Source organism: Candidatus Saccharibacteria bacterium (genome assembly GCA_016700375.1).
Taxonomy (GTDB): domain Bacteria; phylum Patescibacteriota; class Saccharimonadia; order Saccharimonadales; family UBA4665; genus JAGXIT01.
Genome location: CP065016.1, coordinates 1,165,499 through 1,191,712 on the forward strand (window position 1 = coordinate 1,165,499; position 26,214 = coordinate 1,191,712).

17 protein-coding genes and 1 tRNA gene are annotated in these 26,214 nt (G+C 50.5%); 14 read left to right on the forward strand and 4 right to left on the reverse strand.

All coding sequences use genetic code 11. The annotated features are described in order from the left end of the window. Window positions 1–91 precede the first annotated feature (91 nt). The 4 genes from IPP75_06035 to IPP75_06050 all read left to right on the forward strand — a co-directional run bounded on the left by IPP75_06035 (window position 92) and on the right by IPP75_06050 (window position 6,268). Window positions 92–1,357 carry a hypothetical protein gene (locus IPP75_06035; protein QQS69437.1) on the forward strand — a complete coding sequence of 422 codons (1,266 nt, stop codon included), beginning with the start codon at window positions 92–94 and terminating at the stop codon, window positions 1,355–1,357. A gap of 439 nt (window positions 1,358–1,796) precedes the next feature. Continuing rightward, a complete protein-coding gene (locus IPP75_06040) occupies window positions 1,797–3,911 on the forward strand; it encodes a DUF11 domain-containing protein (GenBank protein QQS69438.1) in 2,115 nt (704 codons plus the stop codon). A 223-nt stretch (window positions 3,912–4,134) separates the two neighbouring features. Beyond that, window positions 4,135–5,982, forward strand: coding sequence for a PKD domain-containing protein (locus IPP75_06045; protein QQS69439.1), 1,848 nt, complete (start codon window positions 4,135–4,137; stop codon window positions 5,980–5,982). 211 nt (window positions 5,983–6,193) lie between these two features. Beyond that, window positions 6,194–6,268: transfer RNA gene (locus tag IPP75_06050), tRNA-Glu, on the forward strand. A 270-nt stretch (window positions 6,269–6,538) separates the two neighbouring features. On the opposite strand, the gene eno is transcribed toward IPP75_06050, so the two are convergent. Continuing rightward, a complete protein-coding gene (gene eno, locus IPP75_06055; GenBank protein QQS69440.1) occupies window positions 6,539–7,810 on the reverse strand; it encodes a phosphopyruvate hydratase in 1,272 nt (423 codons plus the stop codon). A gap of 300 nt (window positions 7,811–8,110) precedes the next feature. Between eno and IPP75_06060 the strand changes: the two genes are divergently transcribed. Next, window positions 8,111–9,769 (forward strand): 2,3-bisphosphoglycerate-dependent phosphoglycerate mutase, encoded by a 1,659-nt coding sequence (locus tag IPP75_06060; GenBank protein QQS69441.1) that lies wholly within the window; start codon window positions 8,111–8,113, stop codon window positions 9,767–9,769. Window positions 9,770–9,814: 45 nt separating this feature from the next. Here the strand turns inward: IPP75_06060 and IPP75_06065 are convergent, their stop codons facing one another. Next, complete coding sequence (locus IPP75_06065; protein QQS69442.1) at window positions 9,815–10,420, reverse strand: hypothetical protein; 606 nt, start codon at window positions 10,418–10,420, stop codon at window positions 9,815–9,817. Window positions 10,421–10,565: 145 nt separating this feature from the next. Here IPP75_06065 and ppsA point away from each other — a divergent pair, with 145 nt between their 5' ends. From ppsA to IPP75_06090, 5 genes are all read left to right on the forward strand, one after another. Then, window positions 10,566–12,938 carry a phosphoenolpyruvate synthase gene (ppsA, locus tag IPP75_06070; protein QQS69443.1) on the forward strand — a complete coding sequence of 791 codons (2,373 nt, stop codon included), beginning with the start codon at window positions 10,566–10,568 and terminating at the stop codon, window positions 12,936–12,938. 147 nt (window positions 12,939–13,085) lie between these two features. Further along, on the forward strand, window positions 13,086–14,492 hold the full coding sequence (gene pyk / locus IPP75_06075; protein QQS70168.1) for a pyruvate kinase: 1,407 nt from the start codon (window positions 13,086–13,088) through the stop codon (window positions 14,490–14,492). A 102-nt stretch (window positions 14,493–14,594) separates the two neighbouring features. After that, on the forward strand, window positions 14,595–15,890 hold the full coding sequence (locus tag IPP75_06080) for a phosphoglycerate kinase (GenBank protein ID QQS69444.1): 1,296 nt from the start codon (window positions 14,595–14,597) through the stop codon (window positions 15,888–15,890). 170 nt (window positions 15,891–16,060) lie between these two features. Further along, window positions 16,061–16,843, forward strand: a complete 783-nt coding sequence (locus IPP75_06085; GenBank protein ID QQS69445.1) for a triose-phosphate isomerase — start codon at window positions 16,061–16,063, stop codon at window positions 16,841–16,843. Window positions 16,844–16,846: 3 nt separating this feature from the next. Next, on the forward strand, window positions 16,847–17,527 hold the full coding sequence (locus IPP75_06090; GenBank protein ID QQS69446.1) for a hypothetical protein: 681 nt from the start codon (window positions 16,847–16,849) through the stop codon (window positions 17,525–17,527). Between the two features lie 26 nt (window positions 17,528–17,553). On the opposite strand, the gene IPP75_06095 is transcribed toward IPP75_06090, so the two are convergent. Next, window positions 17,554–18,279, reverse strand: coding sequence for a hypothetical protein (locus IPP75_06095; protein ID QQS69447.1), 726 nt, complete (start codon window positions 18,277–18,279; stop codon window positions 17,554–17,556). A 148-nt stretch (window positions 18,280–18,427) separates the two neighbouring features. Here IPP75_06095 and IPP75_06100 point away from each other — a divergent pair, with 148 nt between their 5' ends. From IPP75_06100 to IPP75_06115, 4 genes are read left to right on the forward strand one after another with little or no spacing between them, the layout of a single operon-like run. Then, window positions 18,428–21,835: a UvrD-helicase domain-containing protein gene (locus tag IPP75_06100; protein ID QQS69448.1), complete on the forward strand. Its 3,408-nt coding sequence runs from the start codon at window positions 18,428–18,430 to the stop codon at window positions 21,833–21,835. A 41-nt stretch (window positions 21,836–21,876) separates the two neighbouring features. Continuing rightward, window positions 21,877–23,115 carry a DUF348 domain-containing protein gene (locus IPP75_06105; protein ID QQS69449.1) on the forward strand — a complete coding sequence of 413 codons (1,239 nt, stop codon included), beginning with the start codon at window positions 21,877–21,879 and terminating at the stop codon, window positions 23,113–23,115. Window positions 23,116–23,163: 48 nt separating this feature from the next. Then, window positions 23,164–24,000, forward strand: coding sequence for a ribosomal RNA small subunit methyltransferase A (rsmA, locus tag IPP75_06110; protein QQS69450.1), 837 nt, complete (start codon window positions 23,164–23,166; stop codon window positions 23,998–24,000). 9 nt (window positions 24,001–24,009) lie between these two features. Further along, on the forward strand, window positions 24,010–25,314 hold the full coding sequence (locus tag IPP75_06115; protein QQS69451.1) for an MFS transporter: 1,305 nt from the start codon (window positions 24,010–24,012) through the stop codon (window positions 25,312–25,314). Here the strand turns inward: IPP75_06115 and IPP75_06120 are convergent. Next, window positions 25,311–26,117, reverse strand: coding sequence for an IS1595 family transposase (locus IPP75_06120; GenBank protein ID QQS69452.1), 807 nt, complete (start codon window positions 26,115–26,117; stop codon window positions 25,311–25,313). The two genes, IPP75_06115 and IPP75_06120, sit on opposite strands and share 4 nt — an antisense overlap. Window positions 26,118–26,214 lie beyond the last annotated feature (97 nt).

Here is a 26,214-nt window from a genome sequence, read left to right on the forward strand (position 1 = left end):
TAAACTTGACATTATATTATTTCAATGATAGAATTACATATTAGGGTTAATGTAGACCGGAACACGGATAGTTCCGAAAGGAGTAAGAAGTATGAGAAATATGAACAAAGGGCTAGTGGCAGTCGGCACGGCGGTTGCCATAGGAGTCGGTGGTTGGGGTATATCACGTCAAGCAGGCGCGGAGGCTGATTTAACTGTCGACGCGGTTGCTCAGTTAGATTTGACTATTGACCAAGGAGTTGATTGTGTAAAGCTTGTGCAGGAACATGGCCAGCCAATGTATGACGGTCAAGGCCCCAGCACGATTGAATCGGGTGGAAAAACGTATGTTCGCTTCCGAGCTGGTGCGGGAGAAGACGGAACTCGAAGGCTCTATCAAGATGGTCCCAACGTTCCACTGCAAAACAGAACAACAGAAGGTATGCAGGCCAGCATATGCCAAGACCCGCTTGAGGCAGGGATATTCGTTGCAGGTATGCATGACGAGCGACTAAAAATAGGCGATAAAACGCCGGGGCAAGTAAACGCTGCGTGGATACCAGAAGAACTTCGCACCATGGATGGGGTAAATGATTGGGCGGCTAAAGCGATGACAGATAATGTCAAAACGCACAACGAGGCTCAAGAGGTAATGGCGCGTGCGGCTGCTATGTTTGGTAAGCTTCACCCAAATGGAGTAACTAAAGACACCACATTGGCAAACGCGCATCTTCCTAATGCAGAAGGCGTAAAAGAAGGTTCCTTGCCTGAAGTTGCTTGGAATCATGAACAATATACGGGCTACTTTATAAGTGCAAAATATGTTCTAAAGACCGGTAAATGCGCCCTAAACGTCGGTTTCAATGTGGGTAAAGATAAAGTAGATGGCGGCGACCAACGCTTTGCTATACTCCCATGTAAGGAAGAAACTAAGGCAACGAATCCATCGCCATCAAGCACAAGCACCCCGTCAGAATCTACATCACCAAGCACAAGCACCCCGTCAGAATCTACATCACCAAGCACAAGCGCATGCAACAACGCCTCAAAACCGCAAGACCCAGAACACACCTATACGCCTGTTATGAGAAATGGCTGCGTCGTAAGATGGGTTATTCAGGGATCATCGCTGAATAGTGGCCCTCAGAATCAGGGGATTCAGACAGATCGTGGTGACCAGGGCGGCGCTCAGCAACAAGAGGGTGTAGTCGACACGACACCCGCCTCGCAGCCAGAGGTTCCCGTGGCTCCTGCTGCTCCCCCTGCGCCTACGAACGGTGGCTACAACGGCGGCTCAACTACACAGCCTGGACAGACGGGAACTCCTAACCCCGGTCCGTCACAGCCCCCTGTTCAAGGTGACCCGGGCGGGTTCTAGCGATAGCGTCAAGAACAGTGTCTGTTTTCGATAAGCGAAATATCTGACCCACATTCACTTCCAAATTGTTAACGTCCCAGATGGCCCGGAACCAGGATAGCTGTTTCTTGAGGTGAGTCCTGCGTGCATCGGGGTGCTCTTTAGCCGTGCCATAGTCTTTGAGCAATAACCACAATCCACACCTCGACACTGACAATAGTCTTGTCATTCCCGCTTGCGCGGGAATGACAACGATGTCAATACGAAAGTGCTTATGGATATTGTATAATAATATTGACAATAAATAGTGTTTATGATAAAATGGCTAAGAATAAGCTGTGTGAGGTGGAAGTTATGCGGCAAATGGTTATTTAACAACCGAACAACCGATATGAACTAGAGACATGAGTCAAGAGAATTGAGTCATGAGTAATTTAAGTAAGTTAAGAAGGAGAAAGATATGAAATGGTTTTCTAAACTATTCAGTACCCTCCCAAAGCGTCTTGCAACTGCAACTGCGATAGCACTTGCAGTACTGATACCGGCTACTACTATGGCAGCCGATGTCAGCATAGAAGGCACTATGGGTGTGGCCAACAAGACTGCTGGCGATACAACGTACAGCAAATCAATAAATGCAAAGTACAACGACGTTGTGAAGGTAGAAGTCTACTACCACAACCGCGAACTGCCAGATAGTGGCAAAATAGCCCAAAACCTTCGTGTGAAGATCAACATCCCAAGCACGCCAGGTACGGCTCAAACCCAAACCGCAACCATAAGTGGTGATAATACCAATACGGTAACGGCTACGACTTCAGTAACCCTCGACCGTGCCGATGCCTACCTGCAGTATTTACCAGGGAGCGCTGTGTGGCGCCACAATACTGGTACTAACGATGCTCCAAACTGGGTCGATACTGTCATTTCTGACGGTGTCGTAACCAGTGGAACCGGTGTAGTATTGGAAAATGAAAAGCCCTGCTATAACTTTTCGGCTACGGTCACGGTGCTTGCACGCGTGATGGTGCCTGGAGTGAGCGTTGATAAGTATGTACGTGCCAAGGGTTCAACTGAGTGGGTACGTAGCATGGCTGGTCAGCCCGGTCAGACAGTACAGTACCAGATAGCCTACAAAAACACGGGCAACACTACTCAGTCAGATGTAGCCTTCCGTGACCAACTACCGGCTGGTGTTACCTACGTGCCTGGTTCAGCCAAACTAAAGAACACTAACTTCCCGAACGGAACTGCCATAAGCGACAGTATTGTTGCGAGTAATGGGGTTATCGTCGGTACCTACCTACCTGGCGGGGCAGGCTACGTGATGTTTGAAGCAGTACTGCCTACAGTTGACAAACTTGCTTGTGGTAGCAATCTGCTACGGAACCTAGCCTTTGTACAGCCAAAAGGCATGAACTACTACTACAACACGGCTGACGTGACAGTAAACAAGACCTGCACAACGCCAACACCGGTTTACTCCTGCGACGACCTCACGGTCACCAAGGGTGATAACCGTACCGTTACGGCAACAGTGAAATACACCGCCAAAGACGGTGCAACATACAAGAACACCACCCTCGTTTGGGGTGACAGTAAGCAAGATGTCATTACTGGTACAACTGGCACGCATACCTATGCTGCCGACGGTACGTACACAGTGAAGGCGAACATGCTCTTCAGCGTAAACGGTGTCGATAAAGCTCCAGCTGTAAATGCAGCTTGTAGTAAAACAGTTACCTTTAGTACGACTTCCAAGACGCCAAGTGTCAAGATTGAGAAGATGGTTGAAAAATCTGTTGTGAATGTGAACGAAGAGTTCAAGTACACAGTCAGGGTTACCAACGATGGCGAGGTTGACCTTACCAACGTTAAGGTCCATGACACCCCTGCAGATGCTTCAAACATCAAGCTTGTCAGCGCAAACGGCGTCGGTAGCATTAGTGGTAACACATGGAGCTACACAATCCCAAGTCTGAAGGTCGGTGAAAGTAAGAGCTTTACGCTAACCGCAAAGGTTACAGCTTACACCGAAGGAAATCTGGTTAATACGGCGTGCGTGAATGCGCCAGAGGTTAACCCAGAGAACCCAGCCAAGGACGACGACTGTTCAAGCGTCCCTGTTACGGTCAAAAAGCCAGTAACACCTGTATACAGCTGTGACGCGCTAACCCTGACCGCTGGCGCAAACCGCACCCTGACGGCCAAAGTTGACTACACCGGCAAAGACGGTGCCAAGCTGAAGATGGTCACATACAACTGGGGTGATGGTGCTACGCCACTTGTTACCGATAAAACAACTGCAACGCATACCTATGGTAGTGACGGCACATTTAGCGTGAGCCTCAAGCTCCTCTTCAGTGTCAACGGTACTGACAAGTATGCTGCAGAAAACCAGAGCTGTGTGAAATCAGTGACCTTTACAACTCCAACTCCTCCAACGCAAAAGCCAGATAGCCCGCAGGTTCTTCCTGACACGGGTGCAGGTAGTGTGATTGGGCTGTTCGGACTCGTAAGTGTCCTGAGCGCTCTAGCGTATCGGTTGTTCCTGAGCCGTAAGCCTGCTCGCTAAAAAGCATCATACGCTATAAAAACGACAAGACTGACCGCTCGCAAAAAACCCCGCTCTCCGAAAAAGAGAAGCGGGGTTTTTGTGTTAGTAGGCCGGTCCGTCCCCGTGAAAAGGGTTATCTATGCTGAAATGTATGGGCGCGTGAGTTTTTTAGTGTGTTGCACTTGCGCTCGTCCGATACTTATGGGACAATTCCCTCAGAATATCTAACAAAAGGAACCATATGCGTATCTCGCTACCGCGTATCAAGAGGCAAAAAAAGTTAATAGTAGTTGCACTAGGACTTCTATTTGTTGCAGTAGGTGCTGGAAACAACATACCAAAAGTCTTCGCTGCAGATTGTGACGCCAATGCCATCATATACTGCGGGTTTACTTCTAATCAAAGTTTTATTGACAAAGTGAACCTTAACAACAGCGGCAATGGATTTAATGATCTGCAGACAATCTATGCACATTTCGGCCTCACATCCAGTGCATATGGCACATTTGTCTCTAATGCGAAAGACGGTACGATGTACCGCGATGGGCGCGTTGTGGTAGGTAGCGACACTATCATGACTGGCGGGCAAAGTCTTGGGCGCCAAAGCACTGCCGGTAGCTACGCTTATGCGATTAGCGGTAAAAATTATTATGCTGGTGCACCCTCGGTACGCTGGGCGTCCGGTGTCAACACAATTGGCGTTAAAGTACTTTTCGATAGCAATGGTACTCCACTATTTACGGTTATGCCTACTTGTGGTAATCCAGTCTGGGGCAGCAAGGTTGTTTCTGGCGCTACTTGCGGAATGCTTAATAAATCGCCTGTATCTGGAAAGGTAAACACATACAATTTTACGGCAACCGCTAATGTCAGCGGCCTCGCTAAGATAACAAAGTATGTGTATGACTTTGGTGATGGAACGCCGATGGTGACCACTACTAGCCCAACACAGATAGTTCCGCATGAATATACAAAGGTCGGCACGTTTACGGCAAAACTTACCGTCTACGCATCTGCCCCAGGCGGAACAACCATCACAGCGACAGCAAAAACGTGCGAACAGGTCATTCCGGTTGCCCCACCGCCGGCTCCGAAAGTTACCATCACCAAGACAGTAAACAAAACAGAGACACTCAAGACAGATACAGGCAAGAATTTTACCTATGAGCTCAATGTTAAAAATACCGGTAATGTTGTTCTAAATAGTGTTCTAGTTACTGACGAAGCACCAAATGGAGTCAAATTTATCAGTACGAGCCTTGGAACTATTGCGAACAATAAATTGACCTATACCATTCCGAGCCTTGCTCTCAACCAAACAGTAACTATTACGATCACTGCGAAAGCTGTCATATATACGCCTACGTCCATCGTGAACAAGGCCTGTGTTGATGCACCGAGTACCCCTAGTACACCTGACGCCTGTGATACAGCATCTGTTACGGTGAATCCTCCACTCTGCGCAAAGCTCGATGGCCCTAGCCCGAACGGTCTAGCCTATACCTTTATTGCCACGGGCAGCTTTGGAGAAGGAGTTTCACTAGTGAGCGGAGACTTTGACTTTGGCGACGGCAAGACCCAAAATGGTGTCGCGGCAGCTGGCTCAACCGTGACTGCTACGCATACCTATGCAGCATCTGGAACCTATAGTGCCGTTGCAACACTTCGTTTTACGTCTGATGGTAAGATGTACACTGCACCTGGCTGCCGAGCGTCTGTGAAGCCAGAGGCTCCACCAGCCCCCGAATGCAAACCCGGCATCCCCGTTGGCGACATCCGCTGTAACCCTTGTGAGTATGACGCAAGCATTCCCAAAGATGACCCTCGCTGTGTTGCCCCTGTTGCAACCCTCCCGAACACGGGTGCCGGTAACATCATTGCCCTTGCTTCAGCGGCACTGGTTGGCGGATTCCTCTGGTATAGACACATCCTGTTCCGCAGACACAAACGAGCCTATTTAGCGGCTGACTTTGGTACCTCACCATTACCCCTCGCAGAACCACTCGAATCACCAGATCCACTCGCCGCAACGCCACTTGCACCCCAACCCCGTGGACGGTTTAGTATGCGCCGACGGCGTCAGTACTAGAAGCTGAAGAGGGCCTAGCTTTTTGGTCGAAAGTGTGCTATACTTCGGTAAATACGTTTCAGGGTAGTAATGACTGACCGCTCTAGACTTGTGTGATGCCCCGCTCATTTATTGGCGGGGTTTTCATTTCGCCCCTGTTATGCTATACTATTTTCGTTGTATTCGTTTACTGAAGGATACTTTCAATATCCAGCTTAAAACGCAGCAATTTGGCCTCATCTTCTAACGGTTAGGAAATCGGGTTTTCATCCCGGCAATCGGAGTTCGATTCTCCGTGAGGTCACCAAGTAAAAACCTCAGCCAAAGGCTGGGGTTTTTACTTGGTTTCTTCAGGCTGAAGCGAACTCCGCAGAATGAGCGAAGCGAATGGGGAGTTCGATAATCGAGGACGCGCGCAGGAGCTAAAGCTCCGAGCACGTCGCAAGAATATAACAGAGTATTCTCCGTGAGGTCACCACAAGAGACTCATCGGCATTTGATGGGTCTTTTTGATGGTCGCAATGCTAACACGAGTAATTTTACTTGGTTCAATAGAGAAACAGAGAGCGGTTTAACTTCATTTCGTGAACGGGTGGGCAAGGGGGAGAGTGGGGTTGAGTTCGGCTATGCGGAGGAGTTCGTTGTATTTGGCAACGCGGTCGGTGCGGCTCAGGCTGCCGGTTTTGATTTGCCCGGCGCCCGTGCTGACGGCCAGGTGCGAAATGAACGTGTCTTCGGTTTCACCGCTGCGGTGGGAGATGATGGTACGCCAGCCAGCTGCCTGAGCAGTGTTGATAGTTTCTATGGTTTCGGTGAGCGTACCAATCTGGTTGACCTTAATGAGAATGGCATTGCCGGCTTTGAGCTCAATACCTTTTTTCAACCGCTGTACGTTTGTCACGAGCAGGTCATCACCGACGAGTTGCGTACGCGAGAGTTTTGTGGTGAGTTCGACCCAGTTATCCCAGTCGTCTTCGGCAAGGCCATCTTCTATAGAAACGAGCGGATATCTTTGTGTAAGCTCGTCGTAGCGAGCAATCATTTCGGCAGAGCTGAGCGTGGCATTTTCTCGCGCAAGATGGTAGGCATTGTCCTTGTATAGTTCACTTGCGGCGACATCAAGTGCGAACAGCACATCTTCACCTGGCTTGTACCCAGCTTTTTGAACGGCGAGCTCGAGGAGCTGCAGTACTTCTTCGTTATGTCTGACCGCCACAGCAAAACCGCCTTCATCGCCAACCTGGGTTGAAAGTCCTTGTGCGGCAAGGTGTTTTTGCAGCGCATGAAACACCTCGCTACCCATGCGGATGACGTCTGCAAAGCTGCTGGCGCCGTGGGGGATAATCATGCCTTCCTGGAAGTCAGCGCCGCCCAAGGCGTGTTTGCCACCGTTGACAATGTTCATCATGGGCATAGGCAGGGACATTGCAGGCGTACCAGCAATGTCGTTGAGGTGATGGTACAGAGGTACGCCGCGTTCAAGAGCGGCGGCACGGGCGCTGGCCAGCGAGATTGCCAGAATAGCGTTCGCGCCAACGCGCGATTTGTTTTCGGTGCCGTCAAGCGCAATCATAAGGCGGTCGAGTGCAAACTGGTCGTCCGCCAGCTTGCCTAGTAAGGCTTGCTGGAGTTCGCCGTTCACTGCATCAACTGCCTTCAAAACCGATTGTCCGCCGTAGCGCGTGCTATCGCCGTCGCGGAGTTCACAAGCTTCGTGGCTGCCCGTACTGGCTCCACTTGGTACTGCCGCGCGGCCAACCATGCCGCTGTCTAGGGTAACATCTGCCTCTACGGTCGGGTTGCCGCGGCTATCTAAAATTTGTCGTGCGTGTATGGAAGATATATTCATATATTTATCTTCTCACAATGCTTATGTTTGTGCCACTGGGGGGAGGAAATGACCAATATCCAAGCACAAAGACTTAGGGAAATCCCAAGTACCAAATAACAAATCCCAAACAATATCGAAATTACAAATCCTAAATTCCGAATAAGCAGCATCTACCAGTAAACCGGTGTGTGCTTTTTTCGTTTGGGATTTAGGGCTATAAATATTGGAATTTGTTTGTCATTTGGAACTTGTAATTTGGAATTTCTCCCCCTTGGGTTCTATATTTTCCATTCCGCTTATGCCATACTAAAACGCATCATGGCATTAATCTATTTTTACGACGCGTCCGAGCTGGATAAGCGGCAGCTCGAAGCCGGTCTCAAACAAACTGACCACCGCTGGAAATACGTAGAGGAGGGCATTGCGCCGGACAATCTTGACCCCGAAACAGAGGTTATCTCTGTGTTTGTGAGCTCGGTTGTGACGAGCGAGATTATTGAAAAACTGCCAAAACTCAAGCTCATTGCGTGTCGCTCGACCGGCTTTAACAACATTGACCTGGCTTCGGCCGAAGCACATGGCGTCACGGTCGTAAACGTACCGACGTATGGTGAATCTACGGTGGCAGAGTACACATTTACCCTCATGCTGGCGCTGACGCGCAAGCTCGCGCCCAGCCTTGGTTTTTTGAGCAAGCAGGTAGAAGTCGAGACGCTCATGGGCACCGACCTGCATGAAAAGACACTCGGCGTGGTCGGGACGGGGCACATAGGCCAGCATGTCATCAAAATTGCCAAAGGCTTTGAGATGCGCGTGGTGGCATTTGACCCGTACGCCAAAGATGAGCTGGCCAAAGAGTATGGGTTTGAATACCTACCGCTTGAGGAGCTGCTGAAAGTGAGCGACATCGTCACGCTGCACGCGCCGTTTACCCCCGAAAACAAGCACCTCATAAATGTCGAGCGGCTTGAGCTCATGAAGCCAACAGCACTGCTGGTCAACACCGCCCGTGGCGAGCTGGTTGACACGACCGCTCTAGCCGATGCCCTTATGCACGACCGTCTCGCCGGGGCTGCGCTCGACGTTCTGGAGGGCGAACAGCTCTTCAAAATGGAAGAAGAGGTCGGACTGCTCCGCAGTAACCAGTTGCCACAAAGCACCGGCGAGCAGAGCGTGGCACTCATGGCGCTCAACAAACTGCCCAACGTTATCATTACCCCACACAATGCCTTTAATACCGAAGAAGCTATCGGCCGCATAAATGCGACAACCTGCCAGAATATCATCCGTTTTTGGTATGACGACGTGCCGAACAAGGTGAAGCCGCTCAAACCAACCCCAGGCCGACTGCTGCTGACGCGCCACGCCGAAAGCGAATGGAATGCGACTGGCCAATGGACCGGTCTGACCGATGTTCACCTGAGCGAAAAGGGTTTTCACGAGGCAAGCTTGCTTGGTATAGTGCTAAAAGACCTCGACATACGGCTCGACAAAGCCTATTGCTCAGAACAAGTCCGTACCCTTGAGACACTCGAGGGTATGCTCAACGCTTCCCAGCAGTTCAATGTAGCCTACGAACGCCGCCGCGAAATCAACGAACGCGATTACGGTGAGTACACCGGCAAGAACAAGTGGGATATGAAGGAGCTTGTCGGCGAAGACGAGTTCAACGGCATTCGACGCGGCTGGGACCACCCCGTGCCAGGCGGCGAAACGCTGAAGACGGTCTATGAACGTGCCGTGCCGTTTTACCAGAACGAAGTCGTACCACAGCTTATGGCGGGCAAAAACGTGCTGGTGGTCGCACACGGTAACACCCTGCGCTCACTCATGAAATACATAGAAAACATTTCTGACGCAGGTGTTGAAGAACTCGAAATGCCGTTCGGTAATATCATTGCGTACGATATCGACCCCGAAGGCCACATGCTCGCCAAAGACGACACCCACATAGACTCGGCACCCCCGAACGCGTAGACTCTTGAAAAGATCACAAGATTTAACGATTGAAAAGGGTGAACTTTATCGAGTTTGGGTTCTATTTCCAAAGCGATTGGTTACGAGTCGAATGAATTCTTCCGTAGGGAGGGATGCAGCCCATAGCTCAAGCGGCGGGATCGGTTTATCTGGGCGGTTTGTTTCACGCGCGCACTCGAATACAAACTCTAGGTCATCGAACGCCAGCTCTTCAATCATAACAACCTCGTGGAGGCGCATACCAAAGCGGCCGGCCATGCGCGCCGCGTCCTGATGGGTTATACCAACAACATAGGGCGGTGCGTTATGTCCAAGTGTCTGTATGAATGCGCATACGCTTAAGGCATCTGTTGCTATTCGTCTAATGTCTTCTCTTCCACCCTTGAAGTGAATCCCGATCCATTCTGACGCTTGCAGAGCCCTCGTGTACGGATCTTGTATATCGGTATTGACTCCACGATGCTCCATGGGTATCTCTAGCGCGAGGCAACCGAATTCACGGTGTATAGATTCGGTTGTCAGTATTTCGGATTCGTGCACTTTTCCTATTGGTTTACCGCCATATTCAACGGTTGTACCGTCAGGATATATAACACGAAATACGGGTTCATCCGAAGGCGTAAGGTCTTCTCGAATATAGGCTAGTGACATTTGCATATCATAACATATTATTATCTATTATAAAATATGTTGACGTGTAGTGTTTGTTATTTGAAATACCTGAGCACAAGCGGTATAGTAAAAGCATAACAATAAAAAAGTAAAAAATCTTACATAGCGAAAGGTGGGCGACCAAATGTACAAATATCTCAAATTCTTCGAGGAACTATCTATCGGTGACATTCCCCAAGTGGGCGGCAAGAACGCAAGCCTGGGCGAAATGTACCATCACCTCCGCCCGCAGGGCGTCAACCTGCCAAATGGTGTTGCTACCACGGCCGACGCCTACCGCTATTTCCTTGAACAAGCCGGGCTAAACCAGGGGATTACTGAGGCGCTGCAGGGGCTCGATGTTACGAACGTGCATGACCTTGCCCGGCGTGGTGCTGCCATACGCGAGATGATTGTGGCCGCAACGCTGCCACAAGATTTTCAAGACGAAATTCTTCGCGCCTACCGAGAGCTGAGCGAAAAGTGCAACCACCCCAAGGGTGACCTGGTGGTAGCCATTCGCAGTAGTGCCACCGCCGAAGATTTGCCGAACGCTTCTTTCGCTGGGCAGCAAGCAACCTTCCTGAATATTAAGGGCGAACACCACGTCCTTGAGTCGGTTAAAGAGTGTATAGCCAGTCTATTTACCGACCGCGCCATTGTGTACCGCGTGACCAACGGCTTTGACCACATGAAAGTGGCTCTTTCTGTTGGCATCCAGCAAATGGTGGCGGTGCGCAGTGAATGTGCGGGCGTTATGTTTACCATAGACACCGAAAGCGGCTTCAAAAACGCAGTGGTAGTGAGCTCTATATACGGACTGGGCGAAAATATCGTGCAGGGACACGTGAGCCCAGATGAATTTATTGTTTTCAAGCCAACTCGCGCTATTTTGAAGAAAAAGCTCGGCACCAAAAAGATGAAAATGGTACCAGTGGCAAACAGCCAGACCAAAAACAACCCCGTGCCCGTTCACGATCAAGAGCGTTTTTCCATTACCGACGACCAAGTACGTACGCTTGCCGACTGGGGTATCAAAATAGAGGAACACTATGGCCACCCCATGGATATTGAGTGGGCGCTTGACGAAGATGACAAGCAGCTTTACATTGTTCAGGCTCGCGCCGAAACCGTGCAGTCGCGCCGTGATGTCAATGTTATAGAAGAGTACAAACTAGCCGAAGAAGGCCGCGTTATCGTTAAAGGTACCAGCGTTGGTAACAAAATAGGCCAGGGCAAAGCCAGCAAGATTATGAGCGTCAAAGACATAGACGACTTCAAAGAAGGCGATGTACTGGTGACCGAAATGACTGACCCAGACTGGGTACCAATTATGAAAATTGCCAGTGCCATCGTGACAGATAAGGGCGGACGTACCTGTCACGCTGCCATTGTGTCGCGTGAGCTTGGCATACCCTGTGTTGTTGGTACGGGCAATGCTTCTGAACTCATTGCCGATGGCCAGAACGTTACCGTGAGTTGCGGTGGGGGCGGCGACGAAGGCACTGTATACGAAGGAATTCTGAAATACGATATCAACCGCACCGATATACAGAACCTCGAGCGTCCGCACACCAAAATGATGATGAATATTGGCTCTCCGGACCAAGCGTTTGCCTACTCGCTTATACCGAACGACGGAGTGGGGCTGGCTCGTGAAGAGTTCATTATAGACAGCCATATCAAGATTCACCCGAAGGCACTGCTGTACTTCGACCAAGTAAAAGACAAGGCCGTACGTGCCCAAATCAACGACCTTACCAAGGGCTACACCGACAAAGCGCAGTACTTTGTAGACAAACTTGCCGAAGGTATTGCTATACTCGGCGCGGCGTTTTACCCGAACCCGGTTATAGTCCGTTTTAGCGACTTTAAGACAAACGAATACGCTAATCTAATCGGCGGTACCCAGTTTGAACCGCTCGAAAACAACCCCATGATTGGGTGGCGCGGTGCCAGCCGCTACTACAGCGACGATTACCGCGAGGCCTTTAAACTAGAGTGCAAAGCGTTCCTAAAAGTGCGCAACGAAATGGGCATAACCAACGTTAAGGCTATGGTACCGTTTTGTCGCAGCCTCGAAGAAGCCCGCAAAGTGCAAGAAGTTATGGCCGAAACGGGCCTGCGCCGCGGCGAAAACGGCTTTGAGCTGTATGTTATGGTCGAAATCCCGGCCAATGTCATTCTGGCGGAACAGTTTGCAGAGCTGTTCGATGGCTTCTCTATAGGCAGTAACGACCTCACCCAGCTGACGCTTGGCGTTGACCGCGACAACCACACCGTGGCGCATGTGTACGATGAAAACAACGAAGCCGTCAAGGTACTCATACGCGAAGCAGTGCGCGTCGCTAAAGCAAAAGGCGTAAAGATTGGTCTTTGCGGTCAGGCACCTTCAGACTACCCGCAGTTTGCTCGCTTCCTCGTGGAAACTGGCATAGACAGCATCTCCCTTGCACCCGACACTATCATCAAAACCACCATAGACCTCAAGAAAACCGAAGAATCCCTCGGCCGATAGATAGAGTTAAGCGTAGGTATTTTTGCCAGAAACAAAAGTCTAGGTTTATACGTCTATGTGCAGGGATACATATTTGGCGTAGTAAGCATAAGCCTGTAAACTAATATCTATATGGAAGCACGAAACGGTCACGAGCATCATGTGCCGCTGAAGCGGTATAAACGCACTAAAATAATTGCTACTGTTGGGCCAGCGACAGATAGTTACGAGGCTATCAAGCGGCTTATTGCGGACGGGGCGAATGGGCTGCGGCTAAATTTCAGTCATGGTGACCACCCGCAAAAAACCCAGCACATAAAATGGATACGTAAAGCCAGCCGCGAGCTAAAAAAACCAGTTGCCATCATCCAGGATTTACAGGGTCCCAAAATCCGTCTTGGCGAATTTGATGATATTATCACCGTTAAAAAGGGTGAAACACTCAAGCTCGGTTACGAAGCCGACTGGCTTGAAACTGGCATTATCCCTACGCAGTACGACTTAAGTACAAAGGTAAAGCGAGGCGAACGGCTCTACATATTTGACGGCAAGGTGCGCACGGAAATTACCAGCGTTCGTAGCGGCATTGTCTACTGCGAGGCACACAACGACGGCATTTTACTCAAGCGCAAGGGCATAAACCTACCAGATACGGACTTCGGCGGAGACGTGATAACTGAAAAAGACAAAGCCGACCTCGCCTATGGCAGTACGCAGGACATAGACTACGTGGCTATGAGCTTCATTCAGTCTGCTCAAGACATTGAAAATATGCGCGTTATCCTAAAAAACCTTGGCTCAGATGTAAAAATCATCGCCAAACTCGAAACCAAGCTCGCCATAGATAACATAAAAGAAATTATGCAGGCGACCGATGTTGCCATGGTCGCACGAGGCGATATGGCGGTAGAAGTGAACCCGGAGGTTGTGCCGGTGGCGCAGCGCCAAATTATTAGTATGGGCTTGCAGTACGGCAAGCCAACCATCGTCGCCACCCAAATGCTTGGTAGTATGACCGAATCACCAGAACCATCACGCGCGGAAGTGTCCGACGTGGCGACCGCAGTGTATTTAGGCGCAGATTGCGTCATGCTCAGTGACGAAACGGCTATGGGCAAGTACCCGCACGAAGCGGTGAAAATAATGAAACGCATCATCAACTACTCGCAGCAGCATGGTGTGGTACGGGTGTCGTTTAAGGGTCAGTTTGAAAAAGAACCGACCCGCCAGCTAGCTATAAGCCGCGCCGTTATTGGCATGGCGACGAGTATACACGCCCAGGCGATTATTGCAGAAACGAAAACAGGAGCAACGGTGCTAACGATTGCCTCCGAGCGTCCCGACGTCCCCATCATAGCGGTGACCGACAGTGTGCGTACCGCCCAGCAGCTCGCCATTGTGTACGACGTAAAGAGTTACGTACGTCCCGTTAGTGCTCATGCCGCTCAGAAGATTACCGACTTTCTGCTAAAGGAGCGCGTTTTCGAAAAGGGCGACATAGTTATGTTGGTGAGCGGTCAGTATCCTGGGGTCGTCGGCGCAACAGATACTATCAAAATACGTCAGTTAGATTAGAATTTAGAATTTGGAATTTCGGTATTCGAATGTACAATAAAACCATAAACACTGACATGGCGAAATTTGTATCGGGTGTCAGAGGAAAAGAATGGGTGGGCAGTGAGTTTTACGAAAAAAACAATCCGCGATATTGATGTAGCAGGCAAAAAAGTGCTTGTTCGAGCTGACTACAATGTACCGCTTGATGAAAAAGGTCAAATTACCGACGATTATCGCTTGCAGCAAAGCGTCCCAACCCTGCGCTACCTCCTCGAACACGGAGCGGCGCTCATTTTGTGCTCGCACCTTGGCCGCCCAGACAGCAAACCAGACCCCAAATACAGCCTGTTCCCAGTGGCTAAATCACTTGGGAAGCTTTTAAATACAGAGGTGGAGTTCGTCCCGGATTGCGTGGGAGAACGCGCCAAAAAAGCCGCCCAAAACCTGCAAGCCGGTCAAGTGCTGTTGCTTGAAAACCTCCGTTTCCATGCCGAAGAAGAAACAAACGGCGCCGAATTTGCCAAGGAGCTCGCCAGCCTTGCCGATGTATTTGTGCAAGATGGTTTTGGGGTGGTGCATCGAGCCCATGCCAGCACCGAGGGAGTGACGCACTGCTTACCGAGTGCAGCAGGCTTATTACTAGAGAAAGAAGTAGACACCATAACTAGCTCTATGGAAAACCCTAAACGACCACTGGTAGCAGTGATAGGCGGTGCCAAGATTGCCGACAAAATTGAAATATTGCAGCGTTTTCTCGATATTGCCGATGCGGTCGTGGTGGGCGGTGCTATGGCAAACACGTTTCTGCATGCGACCGGTCTCAAGGTAGGCAAAAGCAAGATAGAACCAGATGATTTGCCGCTTGCGAAAGAAATTATGCACAGGGTGAGCGAAGTAAAAAAAGAGCGCGATTTTGTGTTTTACCTGCCGCAAGACGGCGTGGCTGCAAAAAAACTCGATGCTGCCGCGCCGACCAGAATTGTCGACTGGAGCGCCCATGTCATTGCGGATATAGAAGCCTACCCAAAGCGACCAGTTCATGAAGCGAGCCAAGTTGCAGAAGACGAAATGATTTTAGATATCGGCCCATTTAGTGGCGCGTTTATAGCAGGGTTACTACAGCTTTCTGAAACGGTGGTATGGAATGGCACTATGGGAGTGACTGAAACCAAAGGTTTGCAGGGGCCGGTTGGGCCGACAGCGCATGGCACAGAGCTGCTTACAGAGGCTATGCTCGGGCAGTTCGGCAACCGGCCGTTTAGTATTGTCGGTGGTGGTGATACGGTCGGGTTTGTCCAAGACCGTGGTTTGACGGCGAGTTTCGACCATGTTTCCACCGGCGGTGGTGCGAGCCTTGAACTTATGAGTGGCAGGAAACTACCAGGCGTAGAAGCACTGGAGAACAAAAGTGAATAAATTCCAAATTCCAAATGCCAAATTCCAAACAAATTCCAATGACCAATTAATAAATATAGCTCACACGAGGCCAGTTTGGACTTTAGCTATTAAAAATTGTTTGAGATTTGATGCTTGGAATTTGGAATTTTCAGCATACAAGCCTTACACTATAGGAAAGCACTAGCACTATGGACAAAAAACTTCTCATCGTCGGCAACTGGAAAATGCACCTCAGTGTGCACCAGTCAAGTCTGCTTGTTCATAGGCTGAGTGAACGGATTGCTTCTCACCGCGACGTAGAGGTTGTCATTGCGCCCAGCATACTTGCACTACAGCCCCTCAGCGTTGAGATTGACCGCCGGCGCTTCCGCTTGGCTGCCCAAGACGCCTACAATAAAGACGAAGGCCCATGTACCGGCGAAGTCAGTTTTGCTATGCTCGGTGACCTCGTGCACTACGCCATCGTTGGTCATTCGTGGCGGCGACTTAACTCGGGTGACACGCTGGATGTTGTGCGGGACAAAGTGCAGGCGGCTATCCGCAACGATATCTCCCCCATCATATGCATAGGCGAAACCAAGCAAGAACGCGATGCGGGTGAAGCGAAACAAGTCATTCACGACCAGCTCACCACTGCTCTCATGAACCTTACCAGCAAAGATATTGAAAAAATTGTCCTCACCTATGAGCCGGTATGGGCTATCAGTACAGCCGATGGTATTATTGCCAAGCCAGGTGATGCCCAGGAAATGATTCGTTTTATGCGCGACCAAGTTCGGGAGCTTTATGGCGAACGAGCAGCGCGAGCCATGCACGTCCTTTATGGCGGCAGTGTGAACGAGCACGACGTTCGCAGCTATCTCGAACTTCCAGAAGTAGACGGTGTCCTCGTGGGAGCCGCCAGCCTGAACTATCACCAGTTTTCCGAAATTGTGAAAGTTGCTCATCAGGTTCAAACAGAGAGGAAATAGCACATGCCTGCCGAAAAGAAACCTATCAAAGTCATGGATGGAGTTCATCTTGGCGATACGCCTCCAGCGTCATCAAGCCGGCCGGTAATTATTACCAATCGCCCTATTCTGGCGACCGATCCGATGCTGAATATAGATGGTGTCGATACGTCAGCAGAGAAGCCCTCCGGTGAGCCGGCCGTCGAGTCGAGCACAAGACCAAAGCTAACTGGTAAAAACATAGCACCTCAGGAAAGAACAGAGGAAACAGATCCACCCGCACCAACTTCCGACGAACACAACAATGTAAAGTCCCAAAATACAGCCGCCACAGATCTACCCGCAGACGGCTCAACGCCCGAAAAAGAACAAAATGAGGTGAAAACCCCCTCTGTAAATGAGGAATCCCAGGCAAAACCGAGCACGGAAGGTGAGTCAGAAATTCCTACAAACACTGAGTTTGCAGAACAAACCCAGAAAGAAGAAGCGGAGGTAGACCCCAAGTCAGCTCGTGAAATCGAGATCGAACGTCATATAGCTGCCGGCACCTATTTTGTCCCAATCGGTCAGGTCAAGCGCCGCCGCCGAAAGGCCGTCGTCTTTACCGTGTTTATTTTGCTCGCGGCAACACTTGCACTCGACCTGCTACTTGACATGGAAATTCTAAAACTAGACTCCATCCCGCACACATCGTTCTTCAAATAAAACGAGCAACTAATTAGGGTCGTTGCCTAGGAGGTCATTTGGTCGAGGTTATGGGGTATCATACCTCTGAAAAAGGGTGATTCGGGTGATCTTCGTACGAAAGCGGCTTGTGCAACAGATAGTAGCGATTCGACTTCTCCAAAGGGCAAGATGAGTGATTCGGTCTGACTCAGTGCGATTTCAGCAGGTGTTTCAGGCGCAACGTAAGCCGGGTCTTCAGCAAGCATAAAGTATCCCAAAATACTTTGATCGGGTACTACTTCGAGTAAAGGACCAATTATGCCTGGTTCGAGCTCTATCCCCGCCGAAGGATTCCAGCCCTCGGATTGGTTGATAGCGGCTCCCTTAATTTGTTTATTTGTTATGGTAATGCCAAAGGTGCTTGCAGCATCTCTCGCTACATAGGTTTTCATACTGTTATCTATGCGTCTCCCTACGCCGCCCAAGAGAAAGCGACGAGGGCCGACTGTAGTTGCGAAAGTAAGCGTGATTGTTCTTAAAGGGCGCGGCGGCAGGGTGGTGACCATATAATTTGCTATTTCATCGCGTATGGTCTCCAAGTAGGCTTGTTTATCTAGGAGGGGCTCGTGTGTAAGGTATGTGTGACGTATATTATGGCCGGTAAGGTACTCCCCGGTAACTGCCATTAGAAGGGGCTGGACGGTGCTTGAGCCAAGAGCCCCTCTTGCTAATAGCTCTGTATACCGCCCAATGCCAAAGGCTGGGTCCATAGGATGTATCAGTTCTGACATTATAAGCAGAGTATATCAGAAAAAATTCTAAGAAATACTTTTAGAATCCCGCAAAACCAATTAAATTGTATATGAAAAAGCAATTATGACTTGCATCCAACAGGGTAACTGAAGCAATTTATGTGTGCTAGTCTGGTAGAATAGATGGGTGCAAGCTAGTCTTCTCGTGGGGTTGAATCCGGAGCAGCGGCGGGCGGTGGTAACTACCGAGGGCCCGCTGCTTATTCAGGCCGGGGCCGGTAGCGGCAAAACGAAAACGCTGACGCACCGCATCGCCTACCTGATTGCAACGCACCAGGCCACGCCCTACAGCATTCTGGCGGTGACATTTACGAACAAAGCTGCCCGGGAAATGCGCGAGCGGGTCTGGCGGCTCATGACCAGCATAGGGTCTCGGGATTTCCAAGCGAGCGATATGCAAGGCGCAACCGAGCAGCGCAGTGAATCGTATCGAGAATACGGTGAACGAGCAGCGCAGGTGGCAACGAAGCAGATTGCCGCTAGGGGCATCGATGAACCGGGTTCATCCCGGAGCAGCGATGCCTCGGTGGAAGTGCCGAGGAGTTTTATGCCGTGGATGGGGACATTCCACTCCATTTGCGTGCGGCTCCTGCGCATGGACGGCGAATATATCGGCATACCCTCAAGCTACGTTATTTTTGACGAAACTGACCGGCTCAGTACCATAAAGCGTATTTGCAAAGAGCAGCATGTCGATGAAAAATCCTTTCCGCCGCGCACAATCTCCGGCTATATTAGCAGCGCCAAAAACGACATGATTGGACCAGATGAATACCGTGAGACCGTCAAAAGTCCCACTGCTGAAGTTGCCGCCAAAGTCTACCCGCTCTACCAGGCCGCCCTCCATGACGCCAAGGCGCTAGATTTCGACGACCTTATTTGGCGTGCCGTGCAACTCCTAGAGAACCACAAGGAAATCCGCGAAAGATGGCAAACTCGTTTCAGCCACATTATGATAGACGAATACCAAGATACAAATGCTGCCCAGTACCAACTGGTAAAGTATTTGGTCAATGAAAAGCGAAACCTGGCTGTCGTGGGCGACGACTGGCAATGTTTCCCCCCGGGCAGTCTGGTCCAGACACCGGACGGCATGAGGCCAATTGAATCGCTGCAGCCTGGCGAGACCATAGTTGCATCTGCTGGGCAAGGAAAAACAGCGCCAGCTGTCGTAGACACTAAACGTGAATTTTTGTTTCAGGGTGAATTGGTTGCTATTAAAACAGCCAGAGGCCATGATATTACCGTTACGCCAAATCACTTGCTATTTGCGCACTGGCAGCATATTCCAGACAGCTATTTCGTGTACCTTATGTATTCGAAGCATCATGGGTATCGCATAGGTATGACAAAGTCATCTCGTTATGATGGTAAAAAGCACGATATTGGCCTGCGTGTCCGAGCCAACCAAGAACGTGCTGATAAAATGTGGGTATTAAAACTCTGTCAGAACCGCGCCGATGCCGAATATTGGGAGGCATTTTTCTCCTATAATTACGGCCTCCCGATGCTTGTTTTTCGGGCAGACGCGAATCGTTCTATGCAAATTACGCAAGACCACATTGATCGTATTTATGCCGACATCCCAACCGCTGAACGCGCAAAAAAACTTATGGCCGACCTAAACATCTTGTTTGAGTATCCCCACTTTGTGCCGCAAGCAACGGTGAGGAGCGGCCGCAAACGAGTGGCGCTGAATCTGGTGCTTTTTGGGGCAAAAGATGGAGGCAGCCGCCTATCCATAAACACAACCAGCGCCGCAGATTTAGCTGTTTTTCGAGAGCGAGGTTATGCGGTGCGTGCCGGAAGGGCGGGGACTTTTCGCAGTGAAATCCACGCCAAAGATTATGGAAAATTGGAAACAATCGGCATGGATATCACGGCAAATGCCCCTGCAATCGAACTCAACCGCTATGCGTATATCTCGGCACATAAGTACCAGTTCATGCCAGCGGCGCAGTTGCATGCAGGTATGCTTGTACCGAGCCTCGCAGGTACAGAGATAATCGATGATGTTATAGTAGCTGTAGAGAAGCTTCCGTATGACGGCCCGGTGTATGACATTGACGTGCGAGGAGTGCACAACTATATAGCGGGTGGAATCGTAGTTCATAATTCGATTTACAGTTGGCGCGGCGCAGACTTTCGCAATATTTTGCGGTTTGAGAAAGACTATAAAGATTGCACGGTCATCAAGTTGGAGCAAAACTACCGCAGCACCGGGCATATACTAAATGCCGCTCATGGTGTCGTGACAAAAAACCAGCAGCGTAGTGACAAGCGGCTCTGGACAGCCGAAGGCGATGGCCGCCACGTCCAGCTTATGCAGGTTATGACGGAGCGAGCCGAAGCTGAAACCATCATGCGTACTATCCGCACGGCCGTGGATATGGGGCTTCGGCAGTACAAAGACTTTGCCGTCCTCTACCGCACGAATGCTCAGAGCCGCACCATAGAAGAAGTGATGGTGCAGTACGGTTTGCCATACCGTGTTGTCGGCGGCGTACGGTTCTATGACCGCAAAGAAATAAAAGACCTCATTGCCTATTTGCGCTTGCTGTATCAGCCAGATGACCGTACTAGCTTTGAGCGGATTGCCAATGTGCCGGGCAGGGGTGTCGGTGCAGTCAGCCTCGGGAACTTCATTGGCTGGATGCTGGCCGAACGGCTAAGCCTGAGTGACGCTTTGAGTCGGGTGGCCGAATGCGACACCGTGACGGGCAAGGCGCGCAAAGGGCTGGTCGAGCTTGCGGACGTGCTTGGTTCGCTGCGAGCGCAGCTAGAAGAACTTCCGCCCGATATTCTGGTCGAGAGCCTTGTAAAGCGGCTGGACTACCTCCGCTACCTCGATGATAAAACGCCGCAAGGCGAAAGCCGGCAGGAAAACGTACGTGAGCTTATAGGGGTGGCGCAAGGCTACCACGAAGAAGGCCTTAGCAGTTTTTTGGAAGAAGTAGCGCTCATTTCAGATCTCGATGCGACAAACCTGGACGATAACGCCGTTACGCTCATGACTTTGCATAGCGCCAAAGGCCTCGAATTCCCAGTGGTATTTATGATTGGACTCGAAGAGTCAATTTTGCCCCATAGCCGCGCCTTGTACGACCAGAGCGAAATGGAGGAAGAGCGCCGCCTTTGTTACGTGGGCATGACGCGTGCCCGCGAGGAGCTATATATGCTGTATGCGACCTCACGCTCGCTATACGGTGGTATGCAGCACAATATTCCCAGCCGCTTTCTTAGTGAAATTGCCGATGACCATGCGGAAGAAACCACCATTATGCCTAGTTTTGGACGAGCCGATTTCACTTCATTTGATGATTTTTCACCCGAAGAACAGATAGGCCAGACAAGCAGTTTCACCCCGGATGAACCGCGCTATATCCCCGAACTCCATGAAGGTGACCACGTTCGGCACGACATATTTGGCACGGGAACGGTAGTAGAGCTCAGCGGCGATATGGCGGCCATTTACTTCAAAGGCAAAGGTCTCAAAAAACTAAACACCGCCTTCGCCCCTCTCGAGAAGCTGTAGCCATAAATACCTTCTGACCTCAGTGGTATACTAGAATAGTTATGCAGAGGGTACAGCACGTCGTCAAACGGTCTTATCACGCTAGTAAGCGGCGTGCGCAGCGCGTGCATCAGCACCCGGCAGGCTTACCGCTTGTGCTTTTTGCTTTGCTTCTCGCGCTTAGCGGTGCGGGGTTTTGGTATGCGACCCGTCAAGGAGTGGTGGCAGAGTACGTTGCCAGAGATACCTTTATTGCCATTGTTTCCTACGACGGACAAAAGTCCACTATACCGACTACCGCAAAAACAGTCGGCGATTTACTGAAAAAACTTGATATTACGCTGGCCCCGGGTGACCGCGTTGAGCCTGCGGCAGATGAAGCCATTGCTCAAGATAATTTCCTAATAAATGTCTACCGCTCGGTGCCGATTGCGCTGTACGATGGAGCGCAGGTAACGTATGCAAAAAGTGCCGCCGCGACTCCCCGGAGTATGGCAGCAGCAACTGGGGTTAATCTTTACGGCGAAGATACGGTCGATGCCGAGCCTACCAAGAATTTTTTGCTACAGAAGGGCATAGGTCACCGCGTTGTAGTGAACCGTGCGGTACCAATACTGCTGACGTTATATGGGCAACCGCTTTCGCTGCGCACGCAGGCAGAAACAGTCGGCGATTTGCTCAGAGAAAAAGGCATAGCACTCCGTGCGGATGACACAGTGAAGCCGTCCAGTACTGCTCCTCTGAGCGCAAACATGCAAGTTGCGGTAGTGCGTAATGGGGTTCAGGTGATTACGGTTACAGAAGACATACCAGCTCCGGTAAAAAATGTCATAGATATGTCGCTATCATTTGGCAGCCAGGCCGTACGGCAAGAAGGCAGTGCTGGCAAACGAGTTCAAACCTACGAGATAAATGTACAAAAGGGCGAAGAGATAAGTCGTAAACTATTGCAGTCCGTAGTAACGGTGCAGCCGGTGGAGCGGATAGTTGCAAAAGGTAACACGGTAAATATTCCAAGCGATAAAGTGGCCGTAATGGCAGCTGCAGGAATATCACAGAGCGACTATGCCTATGTTGACTATATTTTCTCGCGAGAATCACGATGGAACGCGGCCGCCATGAATGCCGGAGGATGCGGTGGTTTGGGGCAGGCCTGTCCTGCCGGCAAGCTGGCCGCAGTGTGTCCTACTTGGCAAGCCGACGCTGTTTGTCAGACGAAGTTTTTTAGTGGCTATGCCATTGGGCGCTATGGTAGCTGGCAGGGGGCGTACAATGCTTGGCTGACAAAACACTGGTGGTAAGACAGCCGGTTTGCAAGCGCATTACGGGCAAACTGCTACAATGAAGAGGTGAAAGAGACGTCTCCCAAAAAATCGCTCGGGCAGCACTGGCTGCATGACGAACCTACACTTGACTCAATCTGTGACGCCGCACAGGTGACCATAGGAGACAATGTTCTAGAAATTGGCCCCGGTCTTGGTACGCTCACGGCCAGATTACTGCAGCGGGGTGCCCATGTCACCGCAGTCGAGTTCGACAGTCACCTAGCGCAAACCCTAAAACAAACCCTTACCCGACACTCAAAGGACAGTCCTCTGAAAATGGAGGATATTCAGAATTTGACGGTGTTAGAGGGGGATATTTTACAGTTTAACTTACAACAGCTCCCAGAGGGATACAAAGTGGTGGCAAATATACCGTACTACCTGACAAGCAATCTTATACGGGTTTTGTGTGAAAGCCCAAACCGTTTCAGTACGGCGGCACTGCTCATCCAAAAAGAAGTGGCCGAGCGAGTTGTGGCGCAGCCCGGGAAGATGTCTCTCTTGAGCGTCAGTACCCAATTTTACTGTGAGGTTAGCCTTGGCGCATTCGTGCCCGCAAAGTTATTTACACCACCACCAAAGGTAGATAGCCAAGTACTTATTTTGCATCGCCGCGAAAAGCCACTTTTTAATGATGTCGACACAAAACAGTTCTTCAAAATAGTAAAAGCTGGCTTTAGCCAAAAGCGTAAAACACTTCTCAATAGCCTGAGTGGCGGGCTTGGGGCCGATAAGCAACAGGTATCGGTCTTGCTCGAGACAGCACAGCTGGCTCCTTCGCGTCGTGCCCAGACACTTTCGCTCACGGAATGGCATCAGCTCTACCTGGTCGCGTTTGACTCGGGTATGCAAAAACCGTAGTATCAGACGATGCAGAGAAAACAAACGGTATCTAACGCAGAAAAACGGGCATTGCCTATTGTGGCCCTGACATTATTTCTAGACGTCCTGGGTGTGGGCATACTTATTCCGGTACTGCCCCAGCTTATTTACCACATGTTTGAACCGGCGGGCTATAGCTTTTCCACTTCCTTAATTTTGCTTGGCTGGCTTACGGCAATCTTTCCACTCATGCAGTTTCTGGCAACTCCTATACTTGGCCAGCTTTCTGATAGGTATGGGCGTCGACCAGTTTTGGCGTTTAGTCTGCTCGGAACAGTTATTGGGTATGTGCTGTTTGCGCTTGCGATTGTAACAAAAAACATTCCGCTCTTGTTCGCTGCCAGGGCACTCGATGGCATAACGGGCGGTAACATAAGTGTGGCGCGCGCTGTCATAGCCGATATAACGCCGCCGGAGCGTCGAGCGCGGAATTTCGGCATGATAGGGGCAATCTTTGGTATTGGCTTTGTATTTGGCCCCTATATTGGCGCACGGCTTGCTTCACCCGGGGTTGATTTTTTCAATCTGTTTACTTCACCGGGATGGTTCGGGCCGGCGACGCCATTTTGGTTTACGGCTGGACTGGGTATTGTGAATATAACGCTACTACTCTTGCTGTTACCTGAGACACATCGTCACATAAACAAACAGGCAAAATTAGTCTGGAACAAGTCGCTGGACAACATTCGCCGCGCCGCGCTTGACAAGCGTCTTCGGGTTATTTTTAGTGCCGAATTTCTCTTTTGGGGTGGTTTTACGTTTTTCACCACATTCTTTCAAATACTGCTCATCGAGAAACTTGGGTTCAAGACAAATAACATTGGTGACTTCTTTGCCTATTTGGGGGTATGTATTGCCATAAGCCAGGGGGTACTCGTACCTTTCCTGAGCAAACGGTTTTTGCCGCACAACATCATTCGCGTAGCGATGTTCGGAATGTCTCTAGCCCTGCTGGGGCAGGTACTCCCAGAGAATACGGCACAGCTTCTTTTAATAGCGCCGTTTATTGCGCTTTTTAACGGGCAGTTTATAGCGAACACTTCGGCACTAGTGAGCCTGACTGCTGGGCCGAAGCGGCAGGGTGAAGTGCTCGGCATTGAGGCTAGCGTGCAGGCACTTGCGCAGGCAATTCCAGCCGTTATTGGTGGATACGTCGCAACCATGGGCGTGAACGTGCCCGTTCTTGTCGCGGCGGCATTGGTATTTGCTGGCGCAGTTGTGTTTAACGTGTTCTACCGCATACCGAAAGATGTACTGCAGGCCGAGTCAGGCCAGGGTGGTTCAGTCAACTAACATGGAACAAGCGTAGCCTGTAAGAAGTTCGTTGGGTTTTCAAAGAGCCACGGTTGGTTGTGTCTCGCCATCCATTCCCGACACAGAGCTTCAAGACGTCGTGTCAGTATCCTACCGCCGTACAGCTTTCTGGCATGTCGTTTGCTGATGCTCCAGATATTCTCTCCTTGGTTCGTACTGGCATAGTCACCTTTGCTGTGGTTACGGCTCTCGTGCAGATAGCCCAGGAGCGGCAGCTCTTCGTATGCCCACCATTTATCGCTGATGACTAAACTACCGTGTACGACGTAATCTTGGACGAACCGCTCTAAGGCTTCTTTGCCACGGCTATCGGTAATCCTGAGGGCAAGTTTCCGAGTATGAGGCTCGATTGCGCCGACCACGATGCGCTGCGGCTGTTTGCTCTTCAGTTTTCCAAAGTAACTCTCGTCTACCTGGACAAGGTGCGTAAGAAGCGGTGCTGTGTCCGGAATTTGCGTCCGGAACCGTTCGTACCAGCGGGCGACGGTCGTATAGCTCACCTGCGCGAGGAGGGTTGCTACTTCCGGACCTTTCTTCTGTTGCCAGCACCAGAGCAAGACGAACAGTTGTTTTGGCTTCAGCTTCATGCCATACAGCCAGGAGCCCTGCCAGGCAGTTGCCCGGTACTTGTGGCGACAAACAGCGCACCACAGATAACCGCGGACATACTTCTCCTGTAGCACCTCGTCGCAGCGCGGACAGTGACACCGCTGACCAAATACTAACCTGTTAAGGTACATCCAGTACTTCTTATTACTGGAAAACTTTGGTAGCTTAGACATTGGAACAACTCCTCTTTACTTGTTAGGTTTGCACTTACAAGTTTACGGGTTGTTCCGTTTTAGTTTAATGAACCGCCAGGGTACATGTACTAAGCCC